Consider the following 19,526-nt stretch of genomic DNA (forward strand, 5'->3'; position numbering starts at 1 on the left):
GATAGCAAGCGAAGCCGCTTTTTTTGGTTCCCGCGTTTTGCAGTGTGCTTGACGGGCAAGCCACGCAAATGAAGACAAAAGAGAACGGCACGCTTTCGAACGAAGGCGTGCCGTTTTTGTTTCGCTGCGACGAACGATCAGACGTTCTCGATACCCAGCGCCGCGATGCCCGCTTTCGCGATCTGCGCGTCCTGCTCCGACTTCACACCCGATACGCCTACCGCCCCGACGATATCCGCGCCGACGAAGATCGGCACGCCGCCTTCGAGCATCGCGGTCATGGGCGCAGAGAGGAAGGCCGTGCGGCCCTGCTTGATGATGTCTTCATAGACCTTGGTCTCGCGGCGGCCGAGCACGGCGGTGCGCGCCTTGCCCGTGGCCATTTCGGCGGTGCTCGCGCCCGCTCCTTCCAGGCGATGCAGATGCAGCAGGTGTCCGCCATCGTCGACGATCGCGATCGTCACGTTCCAGCTGTGTTCCTTCGCATGCGCTTCCGCGGCGGCCGCCACGGCCTTGACGTCGTCGTCGGTCAATACGGGTTTGGTTCTCACATCAGCTCTCGTTGAACGGTTTATCGGGTGAAACCCCAGAACATCAGGTACCACGCGCTGTCCGCGACGGCCAGCGCAGCGACAAACCATACCATCGTGAGCAAGCGCGGAACAAGCGCCGATGCATAGCGGCTCGTCACGCGCCACGCCAGCCACGCGCTCCACAGATTCGCGGCCGCGAGCAGACCGAGACGCAGACCAGGCACCCACCACAGCGGCAACTGCTCGGCGCGCAGCAGCGAAACCGTCGTTGCCGAAAGCCCCAGGAACACGCCGACGCCCGCGATCGGAATCAGCGCGAGCGTGAGGTGATGCAGACGCGTCGTATCGAACTTGCCGAGCATGCGCGCGCCCGTGGCGAGCAGCGCGAGCAGTGCCGTGCCATAGACGATCCCGGTCACGACGATGTAGCCGATCACCATGGTGCCATCGAGCCACGAGAACACGTCGTTCTGCTCGGGGTAATGCGTGAACAGGAACCACGGCGCGGTGGTATCGAGCGGCCAGAGAATGTTTTGGTCGATCAGCCAGCCGGCCAGATACTGCTTGAGGTCGACGAACCAGGTGCTCACGGTCCAGTGGAACGCGCCGATGGCGATGCCGAGCAGCCCGTACAGGATGAGCGCGGTGTCCCACGGGTTCGCGGCCTTGTCGCCGAGCTTCACGACCTCTTCCGACGGCGAGCGCCACGTGAGCGCGATGGCGTCGCGATGGCCGCTGCATCGGCCGCACATGTGGCAGTCCTGCGCGCCCTTCATGTTGCGCAGCGGCACGAGCGGCGCGCAATTGATCGGAATCACGCGATGGCCGTGCTCGCCCTTGGTATAGGAACGGCGCCAGGCGTCTTCATTGACCTTGAAGTGGAACGGCGCGAGCCGCGCGAGCAGCGAGAACACACCATTCACCGGGCACAGATACTTGCACCACACACGCTTCTCGCGGCCATACAGCACGCCGATGATCATCGCGCCGACGGTCGATCCGCCGAGCACGAGCAGCACCGCCTTCGGATACTGATAGACGCTGACCATCTGGCCGTAGATGGTCGTGAGACCGAAGGCGACGAACGGCCATCCGCCCCAGCGCATCCAGCGCGGAATCGCCCAGCCGCGGCCGAACTTGCTGGCGAACTCCGAGAGCGCGCCTTCGGGACACAGCACGCCGCACCAGACGCGGCCGAGCATGACCATCGAGAGCAGCACGAAGGGCCACCATATGCCCCAGAACACGAACTGCGCCGCGAGCGTGAGGTTGTTCCACAGATGCGCGGAGCCATCGGGCAGCGGCATCACGGCGGGGACGATGATCAGAAACGCATACACGGCAACGACGACCCACTGAATCATGCGGATCGCGCTGCCGTGCCGTTGCATCCATTGACCGGCTTGCTGAAGCCGGCCAGGTCGGGCGAGGACAGAACTCATGCTGGACGGCTTGCGGCCTTTTGTTTTTGCGCCATCTGATGATTCGAACGACGCAGCAGAAGATAAATGAAGATCCAGTACACCGCGTAGGCCACGAGATTCATGCCCGCCGGATGCGCGCGATAACCCGTGAGTGTAGCGACGAGGGAGCCGAAGGTGCTCGAATCATCCAGCAGCCACGACGAATTCCAGACCTGATTCACGATGACCGGCAGCACTTCCATGTCGATCAGCTTGTCGACGCCGGTTTCGAACAGACCCGCCGCGAGGAACAGCAGCATGATTTCGGTGACGCGGAAGAACGAGCGCCACGAGAAAATCTTGCCGCCGAGTTGCAGGATGTAGAACGTCAGCAGCGCCAGACCGAAGCCGAGAATGATCGCGACGTACTGCGACGCGTCCACGTGCCCCGACTGGCCGAAGCCGACGCCGTAAAGGAACACGGCCGTCTCGCTGCCTTCACGCGCGATCGCCAGCGCGACCAGCACCGCGATGCCCCACCAGTGTCCGTCCTGCGTGCTCTTCTGCAGCGAGGTTTCCATGTCGCGCTTGAGCGTGCGGCCGTGACGCTTCATCCACAGGACCATCTGCACGATCAGCACGCAGGCGATCAGCACCATCGCGGTCTGGAAGTAATCCTGCGCGTTGCCCGAGAGCACTTCGGTGAAGCCGATCAGCGCGGCGCCCAGCGCCACCGCCGCGAGCAGGCCGATGCCGACGCCGGCCCACAGATAAGGCAGGCCGCGGCGCGCCTGATGATCTCCGTTCTTCAGCCACGCGTAGAGAATGCCGACGACGAGCAACGCCTCGACGCTCTCCCGCCACACGATGAAAAGTACCTGCCCCATACCAAACCTCCAGCAATTCCACTTCCACAGGCCGCGCGCGATGCGAACCGCCACGCGGCGCGTCCGTTACTTCGCGACGATCACGCCCTGCGCGCTCTGATGAAAGTCGTCGAAGAACTTGTATTCACCCGGATCGAGCGGCGCGATCACGACGAACGAATCGGCGCCGGGAGCCAGCACCTTCTCCTTGCGCAACTGCACGCTTTCGAACTCGGCGGCGCCCTTGCCGATGTTGTGCACCTCGATCTTGATGCGCTGCCCCGCCGGCACTTCGATGCGCGCGGGGTTGAGCTTGCCGTCGTTCATTTCCAGCTTGAACGTCGGCAGGTCGGCAGCGTGTGCGATCCCGGAGGCGAACACGGCGAGCGCGAGCGCGGCCACCTGCTTATTCAGTTTCATGCGAACGTCCTGAGAAAAACGCGCCCGGTCCGGGATGCCGGGCGCGATACACCATCACGCGCGCGGTCAGTAACCGCCCTTCTTGCCGATGCCCGCGAACGGGAAGTCGTATTCGATCGTGAACGGCTTGAACCACGGACCCACGCCCGTTTCCTTGTCGGTGTGACGGCCGAACGCCATGTGGCCTTCCTGCGTCGGCGGCGAGATGTGCAGCTTCAGGTGATATTTGCCCGGGCCGAACAGCTTCACGTTGTCGCCATAGTGCGGGCCGTCGTTCGCGACCATCGGCATCAGGTCGCCCTTGACGGTCTGCGTCGTGCCGACCTTCGAGAGCTCGTACGTGATGTTCAGATACGGCATCCAGTCGCCTTCGGCGAAACCGGTCGGGTTGTTCTTGACAGCGTGGATGTCTGCCTCGAGGTGGATATCCGAATCCGACGCCTTGCGCATCATGCCTTCCGGCGCCATCGTGATCGGCTGGAGATAGACCGCGCCGGTTTCCATGCCGCCCTCGATATGCTGCTTGCCGATCGGATATTCCGCGGCGGAGGCTGCCATCATCGCCGTCAGACCGGCAGCGGCGACGAGGCCGCGCATCAACGTTGAACCCATACGAACTCCTTGTTGTTATCGACTGGCGCGCGTGCCACGCGAGCCTTGCCACTGGATTGCCACTGAAGTGCCGAACCGGCGCAGCCGGGGGCGAAACCCTCTCATCGGAATGACCGGACCCGCGTTCTGGCGAAGCAGCGTTTGCACGACACCGTGAACGTTAATACGAACCATTCTCAATGTTCGTCAGTTTAGCATCGATCGAAACCCGGAACAATTTGAGCGAGCTTACAAACCTAGGTGCGGTAAGGGTTTTCGCTGGATAGGCGCATGCCGCGCCCGAACAAAAAAGCGCGGCAAACCATGCGATTCGCCGCGCCTTTCGAATAAATCCTTCTAAATTTATTACATAAATCTTACTTACCGCCGATGCCGCTCACGTGATCGCCGACGTTCGCGCCGAACACGCGCTGTCGCAAAAGCGCCAATTGGTCGCGGGTCTGAGCCGCCTTTTCGAATTCGAGATTCTTGGCGTGGTCCATCATCTGCTTTTCGAGGCGCTTGATTTCCTTGGCGATCTGCTTCTCGGACATATCCTCGAACTTCGCGCGCGCCTGCGCTTCCTTCAGTTCGGCGCGGGCCTCGTCGGCGTTGTACACGCCGTCGATGATGTCCTTGATGCGCTTCTCCACCCCGCGCGGCGTGATGCCCATCTTCTCGTTGTGCGCGATCTGCTTGTCGCGGCGCCGCTCGGTTTCGCCGATGGCGCGCTTCATCGAGTCGGTCATGTTGTCGGCGTAGAGAATCGCCTTGCCGTTCACGTTACGCGCCGCCCGTCCGATGGTCTGAATCAGCGAGCGCTCCGCGCGCAGGAAGCCTTCCTTGTCGGCGTCGAGAATGGCTACGAGCGAGACTTCCGGAATGTCCAGACCCTCGCGCAGCAGGTTGATGCCGACGAGCACGTCGAAAGTGCCGAGCCGCAGGTCGCGGATGATTTCCACGCGCTCGACCGTGTCGATGTCGCTATGCAGATAGCGCACCTTCACGCCGTGGTCCGCAAGGAACTCGGTCAGCTGCTCGGCCATGCGCTTGGTGAGCGTGGTGACAAGCACGCGCTCGTGCACCGCCACGCGCGCGTTGATTTCCGAAAGCACGTCGTCCACCTGAGAGCGCGCCGGGCGCACCTCGATCTCAGGATCGACGAGACCGGTCGGACGCACGAGCTGCTCGGCGACCTGCCCCGCTTTGCCCTTCTCGTAGTCGGCGGGCGTCGCGGAGACGAATACGGCCTGGCGCATCTTGCGCTCGAATTCGTTGAACTTGAGCGGCCGGTTATCCAGCGCGCACGGCAGGCGGAAACCGTAATCGACGAGATTTTCCTTGCGCGCACGGTCGCCGTTGTACATGCCGTTCAACTGTCCGATCAGCACGTGCGATTCGTCCAGCAGCATGATCGCGTCGGGCGGCAGATAGTCGACGAGCGTCGGCGGCGGCTCGCCGGGCATTGCGCCCGAGAAGTGCCGCGAATAATTCTCGATGCCCTTGCAGAAGCCGAGCTCCTGAAGCATTTCCAGATCGAAGCGGGTGCGCTGCTCCAGCCGCTGCGCTTCGACCAGCTTGCCTTCCGCGTAGAAGAATTCGAGCCGGTCGCGCAGTTCGGTCTTGATCGCCTCGACGGCGCGCATCACGGTGTCGCGCGGCGTCACGTAATGCGACGACGGATACACGGTGAAGCGCGGAATCTTGTTGCGCACGCGGCCGGTGAGCGGGTCGAACAGATGCATGGCTTCGACTTCGTCGTCGAACAGCTCGACGCGCACCGCCATTTCCGCGTGCTCCGCCGGAAAAATGTCGATGGTGTCGCCGCGCACACGGAACGTGCCGCGCGAAAAATCGGCTTCGTTGCGCGTGTACTGCATGGCGATCAGCCGCGCGATGACGTCGCGCTGGCCGAGCTTGTCTCCGGTGCGCAGCGTGAGAATCATGCGGTGATATTCGGACGGGTTACCGATACCGTAGATCGCGGAAACCGTCGCGACGATCACCACGTCGCGGCGCTCCAGCAGGCTCTTGGTGGCCGAAAGCCGCATCTGCTCGATGTGATCGTTGATCGACGAATCCTTCTCGATGAACAGATCGCGCTGCGGCACGTACGCTTCCGGCTGGTAGTAGTCGTAGTACGAGACGAAGTACTCGACCGCGTTGCGCGGAAAGAACTCGCGAAACTCGGCGTAGAGCTGCGCGGCGAGCGTCTTGTTCGGCGCGAAGACGATCGCCGGGCGGCCGAGACGGGCGATCACGTTGGCCATCGTGAAGGTCTTGCCCGAGCCGGTCACCCCGAGCAGCGTCTGGAACGACAGACCGTCCTCGACGCCGTCGACGAGCTTGGCGATGGCTTCGGGCTGATCGCCCGCTGGCGCATACGGCTGATAGAGCTGGAACGGCGAGCCTTCGAACGTGGCGAATTTCGATTCGTCCAGTTCTTCGGTGGATTCGATGAGAGTATCGGACATGAGAACCTGAAGACCTGAGTCAACGCCTGCGCAAACAGTTATTCTAGCGGCTGCCGAAAAACGCGCGCGGCTCGGCGGATGGACGCGGCTGGCCGCGCGAAGAGCGTCGCCCACGCGCCGCTTCGATTCGAGATTGGGACCGCCCGGCCGATCTCAAGCGCGCGTCTTGCGGCCCTTTTTGCGTTCGCCGCGCAGTATCGGTCGAAATGACGCCTGCACGAAAAACACGCATCTTCGCCCGGCGGCGGCGAAAAAGCCCGCCCGGATTCGCTACAATGTGCGACTGGGCTCGACGGCGGGCCGCGCATGTCCGCGAACCGGTGCGCATCGGATCAAAAGTCCGCACCCCAAACCGCCGAAACGCCACGCTCCGCACTTCCCGCCGCTTCACAGCGCAACTCCGCCGCACCGTCTTTTTCTCACTGCCGATAGATCATGTCTCTTTTCTCTGCCGTCGAACTCGCTCCCCGCGACCCGATCCTGGGCCTGAACGAAGCCTTCAACGCCGATACGCGCACGACCAAAGTCAATCTGGGCGTCGGTGTGTACACCAACGAGGAAGGCAAGATTCCGCTCCTGCGCGCCGTGCGCGAGGCCGAGAAGGCACGCGTCGACGCCGCCCTGCCGCGCGGTTATCTGCCGATCGACGGCATCGCCGCGTATGACTCCGCCGTGCAAAAACTCCTGCTCGGCGACGACTCGCCGCTCATCGCCGCGGGCCGCGTGGTGACGGCGCAGGCGCTCGGCGGCACCGGCGCGCTCAAGATCGGCGCGGATTTCCTGAAGCGCGTGAATCCCGACGCGAAGGTCGCGATCAGCGATCCGAGCTGGGAAAACCATCGCGCGCTCTTCGAAGGCGCCGGTTTCGAAGTCGTCAACTACCCGTATTACGACGCCGCCACGCACGGCGTGAACTTCGACGGCATGCTCGCGGCGCTCAACAGCTATGCGGCGGGCACGATCGTCGTGCTGCACGCTTGCTGCCACAACCCGACCGGCGTCGACCTGTCGGACGAACAATGGAAGCAGATCGTCGAGGTGGTCAAGGCGCGCAATCTGGTGCCGTTCCTCGACATGGCGTATCAGGGCTTCGCGGAAAACATCGATGCGGATTCGGCTGCCGTGCGCCTGTTCGCGGCATCGGAACTCAACGTGTTCGTGTCGTCGTCGTTCTCGAAGTCGTTCTCGCTGTACGGCGAGCGCGTCGGCGCGCTGTCGATCATCACGACGAACAAGGAAGAGTCGGGCCGCGTGCTGTCGCAACTGAAGCGCGTGATCCGCACCAACTACTCCAACCCGCCGACGCATGGCGGCTCGATCGTCGCGGCCGTGCTGGCGTCGCCGGAACTGCGCGCGACCTGGGAGCAGGAACTCGGCGAAATGCGCGACCGCATCCGCGCGATGCGCAATGGTCTGGTCGAGCGCCTGAAGGCGAGCGGCGTCGACCGCGATTTCTCGTTCGTCAACAAGCAGCGCGGCATGTTCTCGTACTCGGGGCTGACGGCGGCGCAAGTGGACCGTCTGCGCGAAGAGTTCGGCATCTACGCCGTGAGCACCGGCCGCATCTGCGTGGCCGCGCTCAACACGCGCAACCTCGACGTGGTCGCCAACGCGGTCGCGGCTGTGCTGAAGTAAGCCGTCCCGGCCCGCCGGCCAAACAAAAATGGCGCCCTTGCGGGGCGCCATTTTTTTGCGCGTCGAACGACGCTCAGACGCTCACTCAGCGTGTTTGTAACTGCTCAGAGCGTCTTTTGCGCAGGGATGGCAGCGGGCGCCGCTTCGTCGTTATCGACGAAGCCGAGCGAGATGGCGCGCGCCAGTTCCGCGCTCACGCCCGCCACGCCAGCCGGCTCGCGACGCACAGCGGAATTGCCGCCCTCGCCCGCGTGCATGCAGAACGCCAGAGCGATCGGCAACAGGATGGCGACGGGCCAGTAGGTCGATATTGTCTTTTTCATCGGACTGCCTTCGGTTCGGTATGCCGTTGCGGGTTACAGAACGTTAAACCCACTGACGGACAGTTCGAATCTTACGGAATCGTCCCGATCTTAAAAAGCCGTTGAAAAGCAAAGGATTGTTGCATCCGCGACAACATGAGTCATCTGCACCGATGGCTCGGGATGTGTCGAAACGGCGCCTTCCCGTCATAAAGCCTTACAAAGTTGTCGGGGACATCACGCCTGCATTGTTGTCTTATTCAATATCGATTCAACTGTTCTTTTCACGATCATGAAATCCGCAGTCGCTGGTCTGTTCATCGCATCGTCCGCCGCGTTGCTCGGCGGCTGTGCCGCTTATCCTGATGGCTCCGCCTATGGCGGCGGCTATCCGGCCGTCTATGACGATCCAGGTTACGGATATTACGGTGGTCCGCCGGTCGTTCAGCCGGGCGTCGTCATCGGGGGCGGCTACTACGGCGGCGGCCCTGCCTACTATGGCGGCCCCGGCCGATATTGGGATGACGGTCCCGGCTGGCGTCGCCCGCCTCCGGGCGGATGGCACAACGGCCCGCCTCCGGGGGGCTGGCACGGCGGGCAGCAGAACGGGGGACATGGCGGACCGCCGCCGCAGGCCGGTGGTGGTGGGGGGCGTCCGGGAGGCCCGCCGCCGCAGGCTGGCGGCGGTCATCCGCCTGCGCAGGCGGGCGGCGGCGCACCTTTGCCGCGTGCCGTGGGCGGTCAGCCGCCGGGACCGAATCGCGCACCGCCGCCATCCGCTAACGGTGGAAACGGCGGCAACCGCGGCGGCGGCGATTCGCGCGGCTTCATCGGCCGTTATGGCGGTTGAGACAAGCGGTCGGGGATCGCAACCAGAAAAAGGCCGTGCCGGAGTCGAATCCGGCACGGCCTTTTGACATTCCACTGATGCGACTCAACCCAGATGCGAGTGCTGCGCCTTGTACAACTCCCTGAAGGTGCGTCCGACCGGCGCGGGCATGTCGCGCGTGCCCGTCCAGCCAGCACCGAACGGCAGCCGCGAGATCGCCCTCCTGTCGCCGCCCATGCGTTCGAGCACACGCACGGCGAGCTTCGTGAACAGCGCATACGCGACCGGCCGCTTCGCCAGATAGCCCCAGAAAGCGAGCGCGATGCGCTCCCCGCGCGGACGCAGACGCCGCTCCACCTGTTTTTCGCGCAGCTTGCGCAGCAGATCCGACAGCGGAATGCCAACCGGGCACACGCTGTTGCATTCACCGCAGAGCGTCGCGGCCTGCGGCAGATCCAGCGCCCGGTCGATGCCCACATAAGCCGGCGTGAGCACCGACCCCATCGGCCCCGGATATACCCAGCCATACGCATGCCCGCCGATCTTCTGATAGACCGGGCAATGATTCATGCACGCCCCGCAGCGGATACAGCGCAGCATCTCCTGAAACTCGCCGCCGATGAGTCCGGTGCGCCCGCCATCGACCAGCACGAAATACATGTGCTCGGGGCCGTCCGTTTCGTCCGGCGCACGCGGCCCGGTCAGCAGCGAAAAATAGTTCGAGATGGTCTGCCCCGTGGCCGAGCGCGGCAGCAGGCGCATCGCGGTCGCGAGGTCTTCCAGCGTCGGCAGCACCTTTTCGATGCCCGTCACCGCAACATGCACGCGCGGCATGACCGTGCACATGCCTTCGTTGCCCTCGTTGGTCACGACGGCGACCGATCCCGTCTCCGCGATGATGAAGTTGCCGCCCGTCACGCCCATGTCCGCCGACATGAAATGCGGTCGCAGCATCTCGCGCGCCTCGTGCGTCATTTCGGGGATGTCGGTCAGGCGCGGCCGGTTGTGCGTCTTCGCGAAGAGATCGGCGATCTCGTCCTTATCCTTGTGCACGACCGGCGCGATGATGTGGCTCGGCGGCTCGTTGTCGTTGATCTGCAGGATGTATTCGCCGAGATCGGTCTCGATGGACTGCACGCCCATCTCGCCGAGCACGCGGTTCAGTTGCATCTCCTCCGACACCATGGACTTGGTCTTGATGACCTTTTTGACATCGTGCTTGCGCGCGATGTCGGCCACGAGCCGCGCCGCGTCCTGCGTCGATTCCGCGTAGAGCACGGTGGCGCCGCGCCGCGTCGCTTCGCGCTCGAAGGTTTCGAGCCAGACATCGAGATTCTCGAGCGCGCGGTTGCGGCGCTCCTTGAGCGCGGCGCGCGTCGCCTCGAAGTCGATGTCGCGCACCGCGCTCGCCCGCGCGCTCACGAACTTGGTCGAGAGCTTCGTGAGGTTCCGCTGCAGGCGCTCGTCGGCGAGCTTGTTGCCCGCGCGCGCCTTGAAGTGCATCGTCTGGACTTGCATGTGATCGCCCTCCTTACGATGCCGTGCGCGGCACGTCGCCCGCGAGCACCTGCGCGATATGCAGAACGCGTGTCGTCGTGTCGCCGGTGCGGCGCAAGCGGCCTTCGATGTTCAGCATGCAGCCAAGATCACCGAGCACGACCGTGTCCGACCCGCTCGCCTTGATGTTGGCGCACTTCTCGTCGACGATCGCGGTCGAGATATCCCCGTACTTCACCGCGAAAGTGCCGCCGAAGCCGCAGCAATGCTCGCAGCCGGCCATCTCGGTCACCGCCACGCCGGCTTGCGACAGCAACTCGCGCGGCTGCGATTTCACACCGAGCTCGCGCAGGCCCGAGCAGGAATCGTGATACGTCACCATGCCGTCGAACGCGCCGGGCTCCATGCGCGCCTTCGCGACCGTCACGAGGAAATCGGTCAGTTCGAATACGCGCGGCTGCAGGCGCGCGAAGCGGTTCATCAACTGGGGATCGTCACGAAAGAGATCGCCGTAGTGCGCGCGGATCATGCCGCCGCAGGAACCCGAGGGCACGACCACGTAATCGAACTCCTCGAACTCGCGCAGCGTTTTTTCGGCGAGATCGCGGGCGAGCGGCCGGTCGCCCGAGTTGTAGGCTGGCTGGCCGCAGCAGGTCTGCGAAGGCGGCACGACGACTTCAAAGCCGGCGCGCTCGATCAGCTTGATGACCGAGAAGCCGATCTCGGGGCGCATCATGTCGACGAGACACGTGACGAATAGTCCGACTCGCATGTGGAGCGTTTCCTGTTTTGTAGAAGTGATTGAACGCAGGCCGATTATCCGCGAAAACGCCCGGCGCACAGCGCGCGAGCGAAACGCATGCGTTCTCTGCTTCTAAGCAGCGTTCGCTTTTTCACGATACGAGATACAATGGCCGTTCCGCTGTTTGACGCATCAACCGATTTTTCACGATGAGCGACACGAACCCGGAATCCAAAACGTCCATTCAGGTTATCGAGCGCATGATGCGTCTCCTCGACGCCCTTGCCGACCACACCGACCCTGTCAGCCTGAAAGAGCTCGCCCAGAGCACGGACCTGCATCCGTCCACGGCGCATCGCATCCTGAACGACATGGTGCTGTGCCGTGTCGTGGACCGGTCCGATCCCGGCACCTATCGGCTGGGCATGCGGTTGCTCGAACTCGGCAATCTCGTGAAGGCGCGCCTTTCCGTGCGCGAAGCCGCGATGCCGCCAATGCGCGAGCTGCATCGTCAGACCGGGCAGACCGTCAACCTCTCCGTGCGGCAAGGCGATGAGATCGTCTATATCGAGCGCGCGTATTCGGAGCGTTCGGGCATGCAGGTCGTGCGCGCGATAGGCGGACGGGCGCCCTTGCATCTGACTTCGGTCGGCAAGCTCTTTCTCGCCGCCGACGAAGCGTCGCGGGTGCGCGCGTACGCCATGCGCACGGGTCTTTCGGGCCACACGCAGAACAGCATCACCGATCTCGCCAAGCTCGAGCGTGAGTTGTCGCTGGTTCGTCAGCAGGCCTGCGCGCGCGACAACGAGGAACTCGAACTCGGCGTGCGCTGTATCGCGGCAGGCATTTATGACGACACCGGACGGCTGGTGGCCGGCCTGTCGCTTTCCGCGCCGGCAGACCGCCTGCAGGACGCCTGGCTCAAGCAACTGAGCCACACGGCGCTCGAAATCTCGCAATCGCTGGGCTATCACCCGGAACAGGCAGCCGCCGACGCGCAGCCGGCACAGCACGCGCATCGCTGAAATCGCGCGGCAAAAACTAAAAAGGGATTCGTCTTTCGACGAATCCCTTTTTTCTGCTGGCTACGGAATCAGCGCTTACGGATTCGCGCCGCCGCCCATGTCGGCGCTCATGATGTGCGGCTCGCCCAGCGTGTCGAGATACGAACGCAGACGGCCGGCATCGGCGAAGCGCGAGTACTTGCCGTAGGAGTCGAGCAGGACGATCACGACCGGACGGCCATTCACGTTGGCCTGCATGACGAGGCATTCGCCCGCTTCGTTGATGAAGCCCGTCTTCTGCAGACCGATGTCCCACGACGCGTTGCGGATCAGCGCATTCGTGCTGTTGTAGGCCAGATTGCGCTTGCCGGTGAAGACATCGTAGCTGCGATCGGTCGAGAACTTGCGGATCAGCGGATATTGATACGCCGCGTTGACCATCTTCACGAGGTCCCGCGCGCTCGACACGTTCTGGCTCGTCAGGCCGGTGGAATTCTCGAAGTGCGTGTCGGACATGCCGAGCGACTTCGCCTTCGCGTTCATCGCGGCGATGAACGCCGGGCGACCGCCCGGGTAATAACGCGACAGTGCCGCCGCCGCGCGATTTTCCGAAGCCATCAGCGCGATATGCAGCATGTCCTCGCGATTCAGCGTCGAGCCGACCGCCAGACGCGAGCCGGTGAACTTCTCGTAGTCGCGATCTTCGTCGGTGACGGTGAGCTCGTCGGTGAGCGGCATGTGCGAATCGAGCGCGACCATGGCCGTCATCAGCTTGGTGATGGACGCGATCGGCACGACGGCGCGCGAGTTCTTGTCGAAGAGCGTTTCGGAGGTGTTCTGGTCGACCACATAGGCGACGCTCGAGCGCAGCGCGAGGCTGTCGGGCGTGTCATGCAGACCGAACGCCTGGCCGACCGAAGGCGAGCGCGGCTGGAACGCGACCGCATGTACCGACGCGCGGCGCGCGTGCGGCTCCATGCGATACGCGACGCGGCGCTTGCGCGACGCGCGGGGTGCATCTTCGTCGTCATCGGCAGCGGCGACCTTTGCTGCTTTCGCGGGCTTCGGCGCCTTCAATGACGTCTTCGCGACGCGCGCGGGTTTTTCGGTCTTGGCGCTGGACTTTGCGACTTTCTTTTCGGACTTGGTGGCGGTGGCGGTCTTTGCGAGGGCTTCAGCCGGAGCCGCTGCGAAGGACGTCGCTACTGCGATGGAGACGGCAATGGACAATGCGGAGCGCACCGCCACGCCATGCACCACCTTCAACGACGAAAACATTTCGGTTTTCATTAGTGTTCTGTTGGGCGGCTGGAGGGTACCGCCAAGTGTAGTGAAGCTACGAAATTTAAGCAATATTAAGCACTTATCGGAACTCGTTAATCCGAGTTGTAAGCCGCGATTGCTCAACGCTGATCAAGAACGCGCCCCGATCGGAAAAAACGATCGCATCGGCGAAACAGTTCTGCCAATAGCGCGCTTTTCTACACGACGTCAAACGCTCTATCGGCAAAAATTTCCACGACTTTAGTCGGGCTGGTGGGCCAGAACAGACAAACTGCGGGAGTTTCGGATCGGGAATGGTATCGCTCGGACCTCGTGAGGACACGCGGCGAATCGGGCAGACGAAATGTTAACGTTTCTTCAACAATTTGGTGTACGGCCACATCCTAAAAATAAGACGGACTTGAGACCCTTCTTGTTTTTGCACCGCCGCAGGACCGGGGCCAGCACCGGCGGCGAAACATCAAATGGTCATCTGAGCGTGCTTTCATCGGCATCGGAAGGCTGCGCGGCCACGTCCCGAAGCCTTGTCGAGCCTCGCGACCGAGGGTTTTCACGGACCGCTTTGCAGCCTTACCAAAGAGCAAATAAGTCTTTGTTTAAAAAGCATTTTGCTCGATTTGTGCGGCGCACAAAAAGTGCTTGACATCCATCGGAATATCGCTAAAATTGGTTCTCATGTTGCGACGCACCAATCGCGGTTGCACTAACCGGCCAGGTTGATCGCGCCGGAATCTACCCAAACCACGACCCGCATCTGATGGGTCGGCCTTAGGAGCCTGAGATGACGCTGTTGACCCCCGAGCAAATCGCCGCTGCACAGAAAGCCAACTTCGACACGCTGTTCGGTCTGACGAACAAGGCGTTCGAAGGCGTCGAAAAGCTGGTCGAACTGAACCTGCAAGTCGTCAAGTCGACGCTGGCAGAAAGCCAGGAAAACGCACAGCGCGCGCTGTCGGTGAAGGACGCGCAAGAACTGCTCGCGCTGCAAGCCAGCCTGACGCAGCCGGTCGCTGAAAAGGTGCTGTCGTACGGCCGTCACCTGTATGAAATCGCATCGGCCACGCAAGCCGAATTCGCCCGCGTCGCGGAAGCGCAGTACGAAGAGCAGAACCGCAAGGTGCAAACGCTCGTCGACAACGTCGCCAAGAACGCACCGGCTGGTTCGGAAACCGCCGTCGCCGTGATGAAGTCGGCTATCACCGCCGCCAACACGACCTACGAAACGGTTCACAAGGCAACGAAGCAAGCTGTCGAAATCGCTGAAAGCAACTTCAACGCCGCCGCCACGGCTGCGACGAAGGCCGCTACGCAAGCGACCGAGCAAGCTTCGCGCGTCGCCAAGAAGTCGGTTGCCTAAGTTTGCTTCCGGACTCCGGTCCGGTTGAAGCAGCACGATTCACGAAGAACCCGGCCATCGCGCCGGGTTTTTTGTCGTCCGGCGTTTGCGGTTTGCCCTTCGCCGCTCGCGCCGCGCCAGTAAAATGTATGGTCAGCCGTCCCTTTGCACCCTCAAACTGTGACCTTAGATAAAGGGTTTGCGCGAATGTATCCGGGCTCAAATGGGCGCGGATCGAGCGCCCGGCCCTCGATAAGGAGCCGCACCCGACTGTCCTTAAAAGAGGCTCAGTCTCGTGAAGACTGGATCTATTGTCAGGTTTTCAGTCGGGCTGTGAGCCGTTTATCTTCATCACAGGTCAGTGATCGCAAAAGCAGGCAGGAAGATAGGTAGTTCAAGCGATAGCCGGTTGCGCCCGGTACTCGCCACCTTTGGCCAGAATCGCCCAAACGATTCTGGCCATTTTGTTGGCAAGCGCGCAAGCGACGACATTGCTGTGGCGGCGCTGCAGTAGCGCCTGCAACCAGCGGCCTAAGGCATCCGTTCGCCGTTCGGCGTAACGCATCACGGCGCGCGCACCCTGCGCGTGCAAGAAAAAACAATGCTTGCCGAGATCGATGCCGATGAGCGTGGCGTTTGCCATGGCGGCCTCCCGAAAAAGGAAATGGCCCGATTAGCGTAAGCCGATCGGGCCATTTCGGACAGGCTGACCATCTCTTCAAAGGCGCGCTCCCGTGAAGGAGCGCGCCTTTTGCGCTTCAGTCAGTGCGCGAGCTTACTTCTTGCGTTGCGGCGGCAGATCCGTGCACACGCCTTCGTAAAGCTCCGCCGCCATGCCGACCGATTCACCGAGCGTCGGATGCGGATGGATCGTCTTGCCGATGTCGGTGGCATCCGCGCCCATCTCGATCGCGAGACACACTTCGCTGATCAGATCGCCCGCATTCAGACCGACGATGCCGCCGCCGATCACGCGATGCGTCTCTTCGTCGAAGATGAGCTTGGTGAAGCCTTCGTCGCGACCGTTGGCGATCGCGCGGCCCGACGCCGCCCACGGGAACACAGCCTTGCCGAACTTGATGCCTTCGGCCTTGCACTGCTCTTCCGTCTTGCCGGCCCAGGCCACTTCCGGATCCGTGTAAGCGACGGACGGAATCTGCAGCGCGTCGAAGTACGCCTTTTCGCCGTGAGCCGCTTCCGCCGCCACATGACCTTCGTGCACGGCCTTGTGCGCGAGCATCGGCTGGCCGACGAGATCGCCGATCGCGAAGATGTGCGGCACGTTGGTGCGCATCTGCTTGTCGACGTTGATGAAGCCGCGCTCCGTCACCGCGACGCCCGCCTTGTCCGCACCGATCTTGCCGCCATTCGGGCTGCGGCCGACGGCGAGCAGCACGAGGTCGTAGCGCTGCGGCTCGGCCGGCGCCTTCTCGCCCTCGAACGTGACGTAGATGCCGTCTTCCTTCGCTTCGGCCTTGGTCGTCTTGGTCTTGAGCATGACGTTCGTGAAGCGCTTGGAGTTGAACTTCTCCCAAACCTTCACGAGATCGCGATCCGCGCCTTGCATCAGACCGTCGAGCATTTCGACGACATCGATATCCGCGCCGAGCGTCGAATAGACCGTCGCCATTTCCAGGCCGATGATGCCGCCGCCCACCACGAGCATGCGCTTGGGCAACTGACGCAGTTCCAGCGCGCCGGTCGAATCGACGACACGCGGATCATCCGGGAAGAACGGCAGCTTCACCGACTGCGAACCCGCCGCGATGATCGCCTGCTTGAACTTCACGACCTTTTTGCCGTCCGGACCGTTCACTTCCATATGGTTCGGATCAACAAACGTGCCGACGCCCGTCACGACCTGAACCTTGCGCGCCTTCGCCATGCCCGCGAGACCGCCGGTCAGCTTCTTGACGACGCCTTCCTTGAAGCCGCGCAGCTTGTCCAGATCGACCTTCGGCTCGCCGAAGCTGATGCCGTGCGACGCAAGCGCTGCCGCTTCATCGATGACGAGCGCAGTGTGCAGCAATGCCTTCGACGGAATGCAGCCGACGTTAAGACACACGCCGCCCAGCGTCGAATAGCGTTCGACGAGCACGGTCTTCATGCCGAGGTCCGCCGCGCGGAACGCCGCCGAATAACCGCCGGGGCCGGCGCCCAGCACGAGCATGTCGCATTCGACGTCCGCCGAACCGGAATAGCTGCCGGCTTGCGGCGCGGGCGTCGGCGCGGCCGCCGCCGGAGCGGCTTTCTGAGGCGCGGGCGCAGCGGCAGTAGCAGCCGCACCGCCTTCCAGCGTCAGAACGAGCGTGCCCTCCGAAACCGTGTCGCCCACCTTCAGCTTCACTTCCTTCACCGTGCCGGCGGCGGGCGAAGGCACGTCCATCGTGGCCTTGTCCGATTCGAGCGTGATGAGCGACTGCTCCTTCTCGACCTTGTCGCCCGGCTTCACGTGCACTTCGATGACCGGAATGTCCTTGAAGTCGCCGATGTCCGGCACCTTCACGTCCTGCACGGCGCCGCCGGCAGCGGGAGCCGCAGCCGGTGCGGGCGCGGCGGCGGGAACAGCAGCCGGCGACGGCGCGGCAGCCGCGCCGCCGCTTTCGATCATCGCGATGACGGTCCCTTGCGAGACCTTGTCGCCGACCTTGACCTTCAGTTCCTTGATGGTGCCTGCCACATCGGCCGGCACTTCCATCGTCGCCTTGTCGGTTTCGAGCGTGATGACGCCCTGTTCCTTTTCGATGCTGTCGCCGGCCTTGATATGGACTTCGATGACATCGACATCGGAGAAGTCGCCGATGTCGGGTACTTTTAGTTCGACGAGACTCATGTTGTCCCCTAAGAGATATGCGGATGGAACCGGCCTCTTGCGATCGACCGGTTCCGCCGTCGGGCGGGATCGCGCGTCCGGACCCGAAGGTCCGCACGCGCGTCACGATCAAAGAATGACGCGACGGAAATCCGCCAGAATCGCCGACAGATAAGCGTTGAAGCGCGCGGCAGCCGCACCGTCGATGACGCGATGGTCATACGACAGCGACATCGGCAGCGTGAGGCGCGGCACGAACTGCTTGCCGTCCCACACCGGCTTCTGATAGCCGCGCGACAGGCCGAGAATCGCGACTTCGGGCGCGTTGATGATCGGCGTGAAGTGCGTGCCGCCGATACCGCCCAGCGACGAGATCGAGAAGCAGCCGCCCTGCATCTGATCGGGCTTCAGCTTGCCGTCACGCGCGAGCTTCGACAGCTCCGCCATTTCCTTGGCGATATCGACGAGGCCCTTCTTGTCCGCGTCGCGGATCACCGGAACGACGAGGCCGTTCGGCGTGTCGGCTGCGAAACCGATGTGGTAGTACTGCTTGAAGACCAGCGTGTCGCCGTCCAGGCTCGCGTTGAAGTCCGGGAACTTCTTGAGCGCCGAGACCACGGCCTTGATGACGAACGCGAGCATCGTGAACTTCACGCCTGCCTTCTCGTTCTCCTTGTTCAGCTTGACGCGCAGTTCTTCCAGCTCGGTGATGTCCGCTTCGTCGTTGTTCGTGACGTGCGGGATCATCACCCAGTTGCGATGCAGGTTCGCGCCCGAGATCTTCTTGATGCGCGACAGCGGCTTCGGCTCGACGGGGCCGAACTTCGTGAAGTCGATCTTCGGCCACGGCAGCAGACCCAGTTCGCCGCCACCGCCGCCGGCCGGAGCCGCCGCCGCGGGCGCCGCGCCCTGACCCGACATGACGCCCTTCACGAACGCGGTAATGTCGCCTTGCGTGATGCGGCCCTTCGGACCCGAGCCGCGCACGCGCGAAACATCGACGCCCAGATCGCGCGCGAACTTGCGCACCGAAGGCGACGCGTGGCTCGAGGTGCGCGTGCCGTCGCCTGCCGGCATGGCGGGCGCCTGCGCGAGCGCGGAAGCCGGTTCCTTCGTCGGCGCGGGTTTGCTCGGCGCGTCGGACGGCACTTCGACCTGCTTCGGCGCTTCCTGCTTCGCGGCGGGCGCCGCGGCTGCGCCGCCGTCGCCGCCTTCCAGCACGAGGATCAGCGTGCCTTCGGAGACCGTGTCGCCGACCTTGACCTTCAGTTCCTTGACCGTGCCCGATGCGGGCGAAGGCACGTCCATCGTCGCCTTGTCGGATTCGAGCGTGACGAGCGACTGTTCCTTCTCGACGCGGTCGCCCACCTTCACGGCGATCTCGATGACCGGAATGTCCTTGAAGTCGCCGATGTCCGGCACCTTCACTTCGACCGCGCCGCCGCCCGAGGCCGCCGCGGGAGCGGGCGCGGCGGCCGGTGCGGGAGCCGCCGCCGGAGCGGCTGCGGGCGCGGCAGCGGCGCCGCCGCCTTCCAGCACCACGATCAACGTGCCTTCCGACACGTTATCGCCGACCTTGACCTTGACTTCCTTCACGACGCCCGCTGCCGAACTCGGCACGTCCATCGTGGCTTTATCGGATTCGAGCGTGACCAGCGACTGCTCGGGTTCCACGGTGTCACCCACCTTGACCAGCACCTCGATCACGGGGATGTCCTTGAAATCGCCGATGTCCGGCACTTTGACTTCGATCGCTTGACTCATTATTAGTGTCTCCTGGGTTGCACGCGGGCCTCCT

16 protein-coding genes and 1 pseudogene are annotated in these 19,526 nt (G+C 63.2%); 4 read left to right on the forward strand and 13 right to left on the reverse strand.

The window, feature by feature from the left end:
• Positions 1-137: 137 nt before the first annotated feature.
• The 6 genes from AWB79_RS06565 to uvrB form a co-directional block, all read right to left on the reverse strand.
• Positions 138-551 (reverse strand): GlcG/HbpS family heme-binding protein, encoded by a 414-nt coding sequence (locus tag AWB79_RS06565; protein ID WP_061166598.1) that lies wholly within the window; start codon positions 549-551, stop codon positions 138-140.
• A 20-nt stretch (positions 552-571) separates the two neighbouring features.
• Positions 572-1,975 carry a 4Fe-4S binding protein gene (locus tag AWB79_RS06570; protein ID WP_198398984.1) on the reverse strand — a complete coding sequence of 468 codons (1,404 nt, stop codon included), beginning with the start codon at positions 1,973-1,975 and terminating at the stop codon, positions 572-574.
• Positions 1,972-2,823, reverse strand: a complete 852-nt coding sequence (locus AWB79_RS06575) for an FTR1 family iron permease (RefSeq protein WP_061166600.1) — start codon at positions 2,821-2,823, stop codon at positions 1,972-1,974. The genes AWB79_RS06570 and AWB79_RS06575 overlap by 4 nt, the downstream gene beginning before the upstream one ends.
• Positions 2,824-2,889: 66 nt before the next feature.
• Positions 2,890-3,222, reverse strand: coding sequence for a cupredoxin domain-containing protein (locus AWB79_RS06580; RefSeq protein ID WP_061166601.1), 333 nt, complete (start codon positions 3,220-3,222; stop codon positions 2,890-2,892).
• Positions 3,223-3,288: 66 nt separating this feature from the next.
• Positions 3,289-3,834: an iron transporter gene (locus tag AWB79_RS06585; protein WP_061166602.1), complete on the reverse strand. Its 546-nt coding sequence runs from the start codon at positions 3,832-3,834 to the stop codon at positions 3,289-3,291.
• A 356-nt stretch (positions 3,835-4,190) separates the two neighbouring features.
• A complete protein-coding gene (gene uvrB / locus AWB79_RS06590) occupies positions 4,191-6,287 on the reverse strand; it encodes an excinuclease ABC subunit UvrB (RefSeq protein ID WP_061166603.1) in 2,097 nt (698 codons plus the stop codon).
• A gap of 435 nt (positions 6,288-6,722) precedes the next feature.
• Here uvrB and AWB79_RS06595 point away from each other — a divergent pair, with 435 nt between their 5' ends.
• Entirely contained in the window at positions 6,723-7,922 is a 1,200-nt protein-coding gene (locus AWB79_RS06595; protein WP_061166604.1) for an amino acid aminotransferase, read from the forward strand.
• A 104-nt stretch (positions 7,923-8,026) separates the two neighbouring features.
• On the opposite strand, the gene AWB79_RS06600 is transcribed toward AWB79_RS06595, so the two are convergent.
• Positions 8,027-8,245 carry a hypothetical protein gene (locus tag AWB79_RS06600; protein WP_061166605.1) on the reverse strand — a complete coding sequence of 73 codons (219 nt, stop codon included), beginning with the start codon at positions 8,243-8,245 and terminating at the stop codon, positions 8,027-8,029.
• Positions 8,246-8,516: 271 nt separating this feature from the next.
• On the opposite strand from AWB79_RS06600, the gene AWB79_RS06605 reads away from it, so the two are divergent.
• Complete coding sequence (locus tag AWB79_RS06605; RefSeq protein ID WP_061166606.1) at positions 8,517-9,074, forward strand: hypothetical protein; 558 nt, start codon at positions 8,517-8,519, stop codon at positions 9,072-9,074.
• An 84-nt stretch (positions 9,075-9,158) separates the two neighbouring features.
• Here the strand turns inward: AWB79_RS06605 and AWB79_RS06610 are convergent, their stop codons facing one another.
• Both AWB79_RS06610 and AWB79_RS06615 read right to left on the reverse strand, forming a co-directional pair.
• Entirely contained in the window at positions 9,159-10,571 is a 1,413-nt protein-coding gene (locus tag AWB79_RS06610) for a lactate utilization protein B (protein ID WP_061166607.1), read from the reverse strand.
• Between the two features lie 13 nt (positions 10,572-10,584).
• Positions 10,585-11,322: a (Fe-S)-binding protein gene (locus tag AWB79_RS06615; RefSeq protein WP_061166608.1), complete on the reverse strand. Its 738-nt coding sequence runs from the start codon at positions 11,320-11,322 to the stop codon at positions 10,585-10,587.
• A 179-nt stretch (positions 11,323-11,501) separates the two neighbouring features.
• Here AWB79_RS06615 and AWB79_RS06620 point away from each other — a divergent pair, with 179 nt between their 5' ends.
• On the forward strand, positions 11,502-12,317 hold the full coding sequence (locus AWB79_RS06620; RefSeq protein ID WP_061166609.1) for an IclR family transcriptional regulator: 816 nt from the start codon (positions 11,502-11,504) through the stop codon (positions 12,315-12,317).
• Positions 12,318-12,392: 75 nt separating this feature from the next.
• Here AWB79_RS06620 and pbpG read toward each other — a convergent pair whose 3' ends face one another.
• The gene (gene pbpG / locus AWB79_RS06625; protein WP_061166610.1) at positions 12,393-13,586 is read right to left on the reverse strand and encodes a D-alanyl-D-alanine endopeptidase; all 1,194 of its coding nucleotides are present in this window, start codon (positions 13,584-13,586) and stop codon (positions 12,393-12,395) included.
• Between the two features lie 775 nt (positions 13,587-14,361).
• Here pbpG and AWB79_RS06630 point away from each other — a divergent pair.
• Positions 14,362-14,937: a phasin family protein gene (locus tag AWB79_RS06630; protein WP_014190976.1), complete on the forward strand. Its 576-nt coding sequence runs from the start codon at positions 14,362-14,364 to the stop codon at positions 14,935-14,937.
• A gap of 373 nt (positions 14,938-15,310) precedes the next feature.
• Here the strand turns inward: AWB79_RS06630 and AWB79_RS06635 are convergent.
• The 3 genes and pseudogenes from AWB79_RS06635 to aceF form a co-directional block, all read right to left on the reverse strand.
• A pseudogene (locus tag AWB79_RS06635) lies at positions 15,311-15,508 on the reverse strand (IS110 family transposase); the annotation flags it as partial.
• A 183-nt stretch (positions 15,509-15,691) separates the two neighbouring features.
• Complete coding sequence (gene lpdA, locus AWB79_RS06640) at positions 15,692-17,749, reverse strand: dihydrolipoyl dehydrogenase (protein WP_074169337.1); 2,058 nt, start codon at positions 17,747-17,749, stop codon at positions 15,692-15,694.
• A 108-nt stretch (positions 17,750-17,857) separates the two neighbouring features.
• Positions 17,858-19,492, reverse strand: a complete 1,635-nt coding sequence (aceF, locus tag AWB79_RS06645; protein ID WP_061166612.1) for a dihydrolipoyllysine-residue acetyltransferase — start codon at positions 19,490-19,492, stop codon at positions 17,858-17,860.
• Between the last annotated feature and the right edge of the window lie 34 nt (positions 19,493-19,526).

This window comes from Caballeronia hypogeia, from assembly GCF_001544875.2.
Lineage (GTDB): Bacteria > Pseudomonadota > Gammaproteobacteria > Burkholderiales > Burkholderiaceae > Caballeronia > Caballeronia hypogeia.

Coding starts and splice junctions, on each gene's coding strand:
- AWB79_RS06570 (WP_198398984.1), bottom strand. CDS start 1,975: ATGAGTTCTGTCCTCGCCCGACCTGGCCGGCTTCAGCAAGCCGGTCAA.
- AWB79_RS06575 (WP_061166600.1), bottom strand. CDS start 2,823: ATGGGGCAGGTACTTTTCATCGTGTGGCGGGAGAGCGTCGAGGCGTTG.
- AWB79_RS06580 (WP_061166601.1), bottom strand. CDS start 3,222: ATGAAACTGAATAAGCAGGTGGCCGCGCTCGCGCTCGCCGTGTTCGCC.
- AWB79_RS06585 (WP_061166602.1), bottom strand. CDS start 3,834: ATGGGTTCAACGTTGATGCGCGGCCTCGTCGCCGCTGCCGGTCTGACG.
- uvrB (WP_061166603.1), bottom strand. CDS start 6,287: ATGTCCGATACTCTCATCGAATCCACCGAAGAACTGGACGAATCGAAA.
- AWB79_RS06595 (WP_061166604.1), top strand. CDS start 6,723: ATGTCTCTTTTCTCTGCCGTCGAACTCGCTCCCCGCGACCCGATCCTG.
- AWB79_RS06600 (WP_061166605.1), bottom strand. CDS start 8,245: ATGAAAAAGACAATATCGACCTACTGGCCCGTCGCCATCCTGTTGCCG.
- AWB79_RS06605 (WP_061166606.1), top strand. CDS start 8,517: ATGAAATCCGCAGTCGCTGGTCTGTTCATCGCATCGTCCGCCGCGTTG.
- AWB79_RS06610 (WP_061166607.1), bottom strand. CDS start 10,571: ATGCAAGTCCAGACGATGCACTTCAAGGCGCGCGCGGGCAACAAGCTC.
- AWB79_RS06615 (WP_061166608.1), bottom strand. CDS start 11,322: ATGCGAGTCGGACTATTCGTCACGTGTCTCGTCGACATGATGCGCCCC.
- AWB79_RS06620 (WP_061166609.1), top strand. CDS start 11,502: ATGAGCGACACGAACCCGGAATCCAAAACGTCCATTCAGGTTATCGAG.
- pbpG (WP_061166610.1), bottom strand. CDS start 13,586: ATGAAAACCGAAATGTTTTCGTCGTTGAAGGTGGTGCATGGCGTGGCG.
- AWB79_RS06630 (WP_014190976.1), top strand. CDS start 14,362: ATGACGCTGTTGACCCCCGAGCAAATCGCCGCTGCACAGAAAGCCAAC.
- lpdA (WP_074169337.1), bottom strand. CDS start 17,749: ATGAGTCTCGTCGAACTAAAAGTACCCGACATCGGCGACTTCTCCGAT.
- aceF (WP_061166612.1), bottom strand. CDS start 19,492: ATGAGTCAAGCGATCGAAGTCAAAGTGCCGGACATCGGCGATTTCAAG.